The 8,112-nt window shown below is 64.2% G+C and carries 5 protein-coding genes; all 5 read right to left on the reverse strand.

The genetic code is table 11. The annotated features are described in order from the left end of the window. Positions 1-163: 163 nt before the first annotated feature. Positions 164-1,501, reverse strand: a complete 1,338-nt coding sequence (gene guaD, locus KFO72_RS40695; protein ID WP_225034467.1) for a guanine deaminase — start codon at positions 1,499-1,501, stop codon at positions 164-166. Between the two features lie 37 nt (positions 1,502-1,538). Then, positions 1,539-2,579, reverse strand: a complete 1,041-nt coding sequence (locus KFO72_RS40700) for an adenosine deaminase (protein ID WP_054934047.1) — start codon at positions 2,577-2,579, stop codon at positions 1,539-1,541. Between the two features lie 91 nt (positions 2,580-2,670). After that, a complete protein-coding gene (gene xdhC, locus KFO72_RS40705) occupies positions 2,671-3,681 on the reverse strand; it encodes a xanthine dehydrogenase accessory protein XdhC (protein WP_054934053.1) in 1,011 nt (336 codons plus the stop codon). Between the two features lie 102 nt (positions 3,682-3,783). Beyond that, positions 3,784-6,213: a xanthine dehydrogenase molybdopterin binding subunit gene (gene xdhB, locus KFO72_RS40710; RefSeq protein ID WP_225034468.1), complete on the reverse strand. Its 2,430-nt coding sequence runs from the start codon at positions 6,211-6,213 to the stop codon at positions 3,784-3,786. After that, entirely contained in the window at positions 6,210-7,757 is a 1,548-nt protein-coding gene (gene xdhA / locus KFO72_RS40715) for a xanthine dehydrogenase small subunit (RefSeq protein WP_225034469.1), read from the reverse strand. The genes xdhB and xdhA overlap by 4 nt, the downstream gene beginning before the upstream one ends. Between the last annotated feature and the right edge of the window lie 355 nt (positions 7,758-8,112).

Consider the following 8,112-nt stretch of genomic DNA (forward strand, 5'->3'; position numbering starts at 1 on the left):
CACAGGGGCGACGCTTGAAGCGAGCTAACGAATCGCGGATGCCAGCGAAAGCAAAAGCAAAAGCAAAAGCGAAAGCAAAAACAAAAGCAAAAGCAAAAGCAAACCGCAGACACCAGCGCAAAAAACAGCCAGACCACCCAAAGCGTCGCAGACAAAAAAAACCTCAAGCTGCGATACGCGCTTTCCCAGCCACATGCTGCCGGCCATCATCACGCCGATGCACACACTGCCCAGCGGCATAAGTCTCAAACACAGCGCGATCATCCCCAAGCAGGGCAAACGCAAACAACAGCTCCTCCAGCGACTCAGTCCGCGCAGTCCTACGCGCCAACAACGGCGTAGCCTTAGGATCAAGCACCACAAAATCCGCCTCAGCCCGAGGCCTCAACGTCCCGACCCGATCGGCAAGATCAAGCGCTTCTGCCGCGCCAGCAGTAGCCAACCAGAACATCCGCGTAGCGGTCAAATGATGCCCCCCCAACCGCGCAACCTTATGCGCTTCATTCATGGTCTGCAGCATGGAGAACGACGTACCGCCGCCGACGTCGGTCGCCAGCGCTACAGGCATACCCGATTCCCCCGCCTTGTCGAAATCAAAAAGGCCGCTTCCAAGAAACAGATTCGACGTCGGGCAATGCGCCGCAACGGCACGCGTCTCGGCCATCCGCCGGCGGTCCTCAGCATCGAGATGAATACAGTGCCCATACACGGCACGCGGGCGCAACAGCCCATAGTGATCGTAGATGTCGAGATAGCTGCGATGGCCAGGAAAAAGACTCGCCACCCACTTCACTTCGTCATGATTCTCCGCAACATGGCTCTGAATGAACACATCGGGATGCAGCTTCGCCAGCGCACCCGTCGCTTCGAGTTGCGCTTGCGTCGATGTCGGAGCAAAACGCGGGGTCAGCGCGTACATCTGACGTCCCTTGTTGTGCCAGCGCGCAATCAGCTCGGCACTGTCGTCATAGCCCGATTGCGCCGTGTCGCGCAGAAACTCCGGGCAGTTGCGGTCCATCAGCACCTTGCCGCCGATCATCCGCACATTGCGCTGCTGCGCTTCAGTAAACAAGGCATCCGCCGATTGCTTGTGCACCGTGCAGTAAACGAGTGCCGTCGTCGTGCCGCACGCAAGCAGTTCGTCAATGAAAAAGCGCGCCGTGTCCTGCGCAACGCCAGCGTCGCTGAAACCGCGCTCGGTGGGGAACGTGTACGTGTCGAGCCACGGCAACAGCCCCGGCGCGGGCGACGCGATCATGTCCGTCTGCGGATAATGAATGTGCGTATCGATGAAACCGGGGACGATCAGCTTGTCGCGCATCTCGATCACCTGCGTGGCGGGCGCGAGCTGCGCAGCGACGGACGCATACGCGCCCGCCGCGACGACATGTCCGTCTTCGACGATCAGAAGGCCGTCTTTATTGAACACGGCAGCATGGGACGATTGCGCAGGGTCGCCGTTGAACGTCAGCAGTTGCGCGCGATAAGCTGTTTGAGTCATGGTGAAACCGTCTCCGAACTATAAGATCAAGCGGGGATCAAGCGGATGCGCGCCAGTGCGCATCGAGTCTGGCGATCATCGCGTCGCGCTCCGCAGGCGTCACGAACGACGCTTCGAAGCTGTTGCGGATGATCGTGTACACCTCGCTGTCGTCGAGCTTGAGAGCATCGATCGTCGCAAGGTAGTTTTCGTTGACGTAGCCGCCGAAATAGGCGGGATCGTCGGAATTCACGGTGACGGCAACGCCCTTGTCGAGCAGCGCCTTCAATGTGTGTTTGGTCAGATCGTCGAACACGCACAGCTTCAGGTTCGACAGCGGGCACACCGTCAGCGCGACCCGCGTGTCGGCAAGCCGCGTGACGAGCGCCGGGTCTTCGATGCTGCGCACACCATGATCGACGCGGTCCACTTTCAGCAGGTCGAGCGCTTCGTAGATGTACGACGGCGGGCCTTCTTCGCCCGCGTGCGCGACGAGCTTCAGGCCCTTGTCGCGAGCCCGGGCGAACACGCGCTCGAACTTCGACGGCGGATGGCCGCGCTCCGACGAATCGAGACCGACGCCGATCAGCCGGTGTTTGTATTGGTCGAACAACGGCAGCGCTTCGTCGAAGGTTGCCAGCGCATCTTCTTCCGACAGGTGCCGCAGGAAGCACAGAATCAGCTTGCTCGTCAGACCGCGTGTTTCCGCTTCAGCCAGCGCACGCTCGATGCCCGCGACCACGGTCGCAATCGGCACGCCGCGTTCCGTATGCGTTTGCGGATCGAAGAAGATTTCCGTATGCACGACGTTGTCCGCGAGCGCGCGCTCGACGTAGGCCATCGTCATGTCGTAGAAGTCTTCTTCCTTCAGCAGCACGCTCGCGCCCGCATAGTAGATGTCGAGGAACGACTGCAGATCGGTGAACGCGTACGCGGCGCGCAGCGCTTCGATCGAGTCGTACGCGAGCTTCACGCCGTTGCGTTCGGCAAGCTTGAAGATCAACTCGGGTTCCAGCGAGCCTTCAATATGAATGTGCAGCTCGGCCTTCGGTGCGCCGTTCGTCTTGTGAGCGAGCGGGGAAAGTGTGGTTGTCGTCATGGTCGGTCAATGATTCGGGTTATCGGTTGATGTATTCAACGCCCGATGGCTGGTCGGACGTCCCCCAATGCGTTCGATGCATGTTCGATGTTCAGGCCGTCTGCGCCGCGTGTGCCGCGTTGGCCTCGACAGCCTGCAGCAGTTGCGCCGCCGCCGAAATCGCAATGATTTCCGGCGACTTGTCGACGATGCCGTCCACGCCGAGCGGACATTTCATCCGCGCAATCGCGGCGGGATCGAACCCGCGCGCAGCAAGCCGGTGCTCGAACTGCTTGCGCTTGGTATGCGAGCCGATCATGCCGAAGAACGCGAAGTCGCCGCGCCGCAGGATGCGCTCGGCCAGATCGAGATCGAGCGCGTGGTTGTGCGTCATCACGATGAAGTACGTGTGCGGCGCAGCCTTGTCGATCGCTTCGTCGGGTGCGTCGTTCGCTTCGATCGTCACGTTCGTCGCGCCGAGCGTGTCGGGCGCCGGGAACTGCGCATCGCGTTCGTCGACCCAGTGCACATGGCAGGGCAGCGTCGCTAGCACGCGCACGAGCGCGGCGCCCACGTGCCCCGCGCCGAACAGTACCACCGGGAAGTCGCGCGGCGCGATGGTTTCGGTGAGCAGCGCGCTGCTGTCGTCGAAACCCGCGCCGTCCCACAGCAGACAGTCGGCGCTTTCGACGCCCGGTTCCGGATCGGACAGCATCACCGCATCGGGTGCGGGGCCGAATGATACGCTACGCACTGTCGATTGGCCTGCCGCCACGCGTTTGGCCAGCGACGTCACCCAACCGAGGTCGCCGATGTCGAGCCGCTCGAACGCGAGCACGACAGCGCCGCCGCAGCACTGGCCGAGGCTCGGTCCGAGTGCGAAGCGTTCGAGCCGCCGCATGTTCGGCGCGCGCATGCCGTCGCGCAACACCCGTCGCGCGCTTTCGATCGCTTTCCATTCGAGATGCCCGCCGCCGATCGTATGGCGCGCGGAATCGCGCGTGACGATCATCTTCGTGCCGGCATCGCGCGGCGCCGAACCTTCGGCGCGGGCGACCGTCACGAGCACGACGGCGTCGCCATGCGCGAGCAGTTGCTGCAGATCGGTGAGCCAGGCATGCATCCGGCAATTCTCCATACGGGGCCGCGCGGGTTGGCCGCGCAGCCGGTTGATCTTGTGTGCGTTGCGGTCGTGTCGCGAGGGCACTTCCACACATGTGTATTGCTAGGCGGTCGTGCCCGCGCCCGCAGGTTCCTGCGAAGTTGGACTGGCCACTGCGGCGATTGTTGCAACAGGCGCGCTTGCGTTCAGCGCATCGATCGCATCGAGGATGGCCTCGGGCGTCGCGGGCGCGCGCAGTGCAGGCGCGTGCGGTGCATCGGGCGCGGTCGCCGCGACGGCGTCGCGGATCGCGAGAAACACGGAGAACGGCAGCAACAGCGGCGGCTCGCCGACGGCCTTCGAGCGGAACACGGTCGGCTCCGCGTTCGGGTTGTGGTACAGCTTCACGTTGAACGCGGCGGGTGTGTCGCTGACGGCGGGGATCTTGTACGTCGACGGCGCGTGCGTCATCAGACGGCCGTCGCGGTTCCACCAGAGTTCTTCCGTCGTGAGCCAGCCCATGCCCTGGATGAATGCGCCTTCCACCTGGCCGAGATCGATGGCGGGATTGATCGACTGCCCCGCGTCGTGCAGCACGTCGGCGCGCACGAGCTTCCATTCGCCCGTCAACGTATCGATCACGACTTCGGATACTGCCGCACCATAAGCGAAGTAGTAGAACGGATGGCCCGTCAGCGTCTTCGCATCCCAATGCACTTTCGGCGTTGCATAGAAACCGTCGGACCACAACTGGATGCGCGCGAGATATGCTGCGCCGACCAGTTGTGCAAACGGCATCGCCGCACCGTTCGCGCGTACTTCACCGTTTTCGAAGGTCACGTCCTTCGCTTCGCCGCCGAGTTCTTTCGCGGCCAGCACCGCGAGGCGCTCCCGAATGGCGTGCGCGGCGGCTTCGGCCGCCTTGCCGTTCAGGTCGCTGCCTGTGGACGCGGCGGTGGCCGATGTGTTCGCCACTTTCGATGTATCCGTCGCCGTCACGCGCACGCGCGAGAGCGGCAGGCCGAATGCGTTCGCGACCACTTGCGCGACCTTCGTGTTCAGTCCCTGGCCCATTTCGGTGCCGCCGTGATTCACGAGCGCTGAGCCGTCCTTGTAGACGTGCACGAGCGCGCCCGCCTGATTCAGGAACGGCACGTTGAACGAGATGCCGAATTTCACCGGCGAGTACGCGAGGCCGCGCTTGAGCACGGGGCTCGACGCGTTGAACGCGGCAATCGCCGCGCGCCGCGCTGTGTAGTCGCTCGATTCGATCAGTTCATCCGTCAGCGGCGCGATCACGTTGTCTTCGACGGTCTGGCCGTATGGCGTCACGTTGCGCGTGTCGATGCCATAGAAATTAGCACGGCGCACCTCGAGGGGATCGCGCTTCAGTTTGCGCGCGATGCCGTCCATCATCACTTCCATGACGAGCGCGCCCTGAGGGCCGCCGAAGCCGCGAAACGCGGTGTTCGACTGCGTGTTCGTCTTGCACGGCAGCGCGACGATATCCACGTCCGACAGGTAGTACGCGTTATCGAAGTGGCACACGGCGCGCGTCGCGACGGCGCCCGACAGGTCCGCCGAAAAGCCCGCGCGCAACGCGATCTCGACGCGGGCGCCGAGAATACGGCCGTCGTCGTCGAAGCCGGCTTCGTATTCGTAGATCGCGTCGTGACGCTTGCCCGTGATCATGAAGTCGTCGTCGCGATCGGCGCGCAGTTTCACGGGCCGACGCAAGCGGTGCGCGGCCAGCGACGCCGCGCACGCAAACAGCGCCGACTGCGATTCCTTGCCCCCGAAGCCGCCGCCCATGCGCCGGCATTCGCACATCACGCTATGCGTCGGCCAGCCGAACATATGCGCGACGACGTGCTGCATCTCGCTCGGATGCTGCGTCGAGCTATAGACGAGCATGCCGTCCATTTCCTTTGGCACGGCATACGCGACCTGGCCTTCGAGATAGAACTGCTCCTGGCCGCCGACTTCGAACGTGCCTGCGATCCGGTGCGGTGCCTGCGCGATCCTCTCCGCAGGCGCACCGCGCTTCAGATGCAGCGGCGGCAGCACGTACTGCTTCTTCGCCTTCGCTTCGGCGGCAGTAAGCACGGCTTCGAGCGGCTCGTAGCGCACGACGTCGTCGCTTTTCGCCAATGCCGCCGCGCGCCGCGCGAGTTCATGGCTTTGCGCCACGACGATGAAGACGGGCTGGCCGAGATAAAGCACTTCGCCGTCGGCGAGAATCGGGTCGTCGTGCAGCACGGGGCCGCAGTTGTTTTCGCCGGGAATGTCGTCGGCGCTCAGCACGGCGACGACGCCGGGTGCCGCGCGCACGGCATCGAGATCGAGCGACACGATGCGCGCATGTGCGTGCCGCGACAAGCCGAGCGCCGCATGCAGCGTCTGCGCCAGCTCGGGGATGTCGTCGGTGTAGGTCGCTTCGCCGCTCACGTGCAGCGTCGCCGATTCATGCGGCAGCGGCACGCCGATGGCAGCCTGTGCGTCGTGTGCGGCAAGCGACGCGTGATGAACGAAGGCTTCCGTCTGCTTGTTCATGGCCTCTGCTCCTGTGCGCCCGCGGCCGGCATCGCGGCTGTGTCGAATGCGAACGCATTGACGTCGCACAGCGCGAGCGGATTGGCGTCGCGTGTTTCCAGATGGAAGCGCCACAGCAGATTGCGCGCCACTTTCAGTCGATAGGCGCTGGTCGCGCGCATGTCGGTGAGCGGCTGATAGTCGGCGGCGAGCGCGTCCATCGCGCGTTGCGTGGTGGCGGCGTCCCACGCCGCGCCTTTGAGCGCGGCCTCGGCGTGCTGCGCGCGCTTCGGCGTCGCGGCCACGCCGCCGAATGCGATGCGCGCATCGGCGATCGCGCCATCGATGATGCGCAGCGCAAAAGCGCCGCACACGGCCGAGATGTCCTGGTCGTAGCGCTTCGCGACCTTGTAGGTGCGAAAGCGCAGATCCGGCGCGGGGCGCGGCACGCGGATCGCCGCGACGAACTCGCCGGGTTCGAGCGCCGTCTTCTGGTAGCCGACGTAGAACGCGTCGAGCGGCAATGTGCGCGTCTTGCGCTCGCGCTGCAGCACGACGAGCGCATTGAGCGCGATGAGCGCCGGCATCGAATCGCCGATCGGCGAACCGTTCGCGACGTTGCCGCCGAGCGTGCCCGCATTGCGGATCGGCAGCGACGCGAAGCGTGTCCACAATTCGGCGAGTTCGGGATAGTCGGCTGTCAGCGCGGCATACGCGTCTTCCAGCGACACGGCCGCGCCGATTGTCAGCGTCTGCGCGTCGCGTTCGATCGTCTTCAGCTCGGTGACATTGCCGATATACAGGATGTCGCCCAGATCGCGGAACTGTTTCGTGACCCACAGGCCGACGTCGGTGCTGCCCGCCAGCAGCCGCGCATGCGGATGCTGCGCGCGCAGCGCGGCGAACGCGTCGAGCGTGACGGGGGCGAAGAAAGCGGGCGTGCCGTAGTCGGTGCCGCGCGTGTCGGGCGCGCGGTATTCGAAGGTGTCGTTTCGCTGGATCGATTGCAACGCCTCGACGACGGCGGCGCGGTCCAGCGCGACGCGCGGATACTGCTGCTCGTCGAACATTTTCTGCGACGCTTCGACGATCGGGCGGTAGCCGGTGCAGCGGCACAGGTTGCCGGAGAGGGCGGTGTTGATTTCGTCGCGGGTCGGCAGGCCGGCGCCTGCGGGGTGGTTCTCGTACAGCGCCCACATCGACATAGCGAAGCCGGGCGTACAGAACCCGCACTGCGAGCCGTGGCAGTCGACCAGCGCTTCCTGAACGGGATGCAGTGTGCCGCTCGCGGCGCGCAGGTCTTCGACCGTGAAGAGCGCCTTGCCGTCGAGGGTTGGCAGGAACTGGATGCACGCGTTGACGGCTTTGAGCGCGAGTTGTCCGCGCGAATCCAGTTCGCCGACGACGACCGTGCAAGCGCCGCAATCGCCTTCCGCGCAGCCTTCCTTGGTGCCTGTGCAGCGCAGGTCTTCACGCAGGTGCTGGAGCACGGTGCGCGAAGCGGGCGCGCCGCCGATTTCGCGGACGGTTCCCTGGTGATAGAAGCGGATGGTTTGCGTTGTCACGGCGAATCCTGAAGACATTGCGGACCGGGCGCGCGTTACGCATGGGGTCGCGCCGTAGCCGGCCTCGCGCACGTAGATCGCCATCCATGCTCGAACATAACACCACTTTGTCCTGGAAATATTTCCCCGGGTGAATGGGGGTTATTCGGTGGTCGTCATGAAGGGGGCGGGCGTGGTGCCCTATGAACGTGTGAATTTCCGTGCGGAGCCTTGTGGGGCGGGGGTTTGAAGTGTGTAAGTAGTTGTGGTTTGGTTTGGTTTGGTTTTGGTTTGCCGGTGTTTGCGGATGGCATCCGCGTTTTGTTAGCGTGCTTCAAGCGTCGCCCCTGTGCGGGGCGGCACCTACTTTTCTTTG

The sequence above is a fragment of the Paraburkholderia sp. XV genome (genome assembly GCF_020177535.1).
GTDB classification, from domain to species: Bacteria; Pseudomonadota; Gammaproteobacteria; order Burkholderiales; family Burkholderiaceae; genus Paraburkholderia; species Paraburkholderia caribensis.